This window comes from Microbacterium sp. AISO3, from assembly GCF_002204305.1.
Classification (GTDB): Bacteria; Actinomycetota; Actinomycetes; order Actinomycetales; family Microbacteriaceae; genus Microbacterium; species Microbacterium arborescens.
This window is the reverse complement of record NZ_NHRF01000155.1, coordinates 1-399: the sequence shown is the minus strand read 5'-3', so window position 1 is coordinate 399 and position 399 is coordinate 1. Positions and strand designations below refer to the sequence as shown.

General features: G+C 66.4%; 1 pseudogene. It reads left to right on the top strand.

From position 1 onward, the window contains the following. Window positions 1-144: 144 nt before the first annotated feature. Window positions 145-399: pseudogene (locus tag CBF90_RS16760) on the top strand (conjugal transfer protein TrbH); the annotation flags it as partial.

The window sequence follows — 399 nt, the reverse complement described above, 5'->3', positions numbered from 1 at the left end:
GTTCACCGACGACGAAACGGTGCTGGTCAATTACCGCGTGCAGGGCAATCGCTACATCGTGGACACGGTGTTTGACCGCGCGATCCTGATTGCCGGTGTTGGCAGTAGCCAAGACCGCGTGACCATCAGCCGGAGGAAGTGACCATGCGCAAGATCGTCTCTCTCGCGCTGCTCGCCCTCGCCCTGGGCCTCGGCGGCTGCGCAACCACCAGCCAGTACGGCAACTTCGTCCAGTCGGCCGCGCTCGATCAGCAGAAGCTCGCCACCGACGCGGTGCAGCAGCTCGCCACGCTGTACGCGCCGGCGCGCACGCGCCTGGAGCTGCAACAGCCGACGCCCGATCCGTTCGGCCAGGCGCTCGTCAAGTCGCTGCGCGACAAGGGCTATGCCCTCCTGGAG